The 730-nt window shown below is 63.4% G+C and carries 2 protein-coding genes; both read right to left on the reverse strand.

What is annotated here, in order from left to right; all coding sequences use genetic code 11:
- Window positions 1-252: response regulator (locus RT123_RS14885; RefSeq protein WP_313009961.1), on the reverse strand; the 252-nt coding region annotated here is incomplete at its 3' end.
- Window positions 253-705 carry a sensor histidine kinase gene (locus RT123_RS14890; RefSeq protein ID WP_313009962.1) on the reverse strand — a complete coding sequence of 151 codons (453 nt, stop codon included), beginning with the start codon at window positions 703-705 and terminating at the stop codon, window positions 253-255.
- Between the last annotated feature and the right edge of the window lie 25 nt (window positions 706-730).

The raw sequence follows: 730 nt of genomic DNA on the forward strand, positions 1-730 counted from the left end.
GACGGCCGTGGACGGCCAGCGATCCTTGATCAGGCGACACACGTCCAGGCCGCTGGAGTTATCCGCCAGTTGGATGTCGACGAAGGCGATGTCGGGCGGCGCGTCGAGCGACAGCGACTCGACCTCACTCAGGGACATGGCTTCTCCGACCAGCCGGTGGCCTTCGTCCTCAAGCATCGCCTCGAGGTCCATCACAAGCAGGGCCTCGTCCTCGACGACCAGGATGTCGAAGTGAGGCCCGGCGGCGCGCACCTAGCCGCTCACGGGGAAGTCGACGACCGCGCGCGTTCCGGGGTCGGCCGGCAGCCACAACGTCTTGCCGCCGATCTGCTTTGAAAGACGACCGATCAACGTCTTGCCCAATCCCTGATGCGCAGCGCCGGGAATGCCGGGGCCGTCGTCCTGAACAACGACCTGGCCGCCTTGTTCCGTTCTTTTGGCCGAGACCTGCAATCGGCCGCCGCGATCCTCGGGGAAGCCGTGCTTGATCGCATTGGTCAGCAGTTCGTTGATGATCAGCCCGATCGACGAGGCATGGGTCGAAGGAATGAACATGGGCTCCACATCGACGGACACCTCGATATCGGTGCGTCCTGTCGAGCCAATCACATCGGCGACCAGGGTGTTGGTGAAGGCGCCGACGTCAAACTGGGTGACGTCCTCGGACTGATAGAGTTTGCGGTGAACGGTCGCCAGGGCGTCCACTCGCTCTTACATGGAGTCCAAGGTG

It is taken from the genome of Brevundimonas vesicularis (assembly GCF_032067225.1).
Classification (GTDB): domain Bacteria; phylum Pseudomonadota; class Alphaproteobacteria; order Caulobacterales; family Caulobacteraceae; genus Brevundimonas; species Brevundimonas vesicularis_F.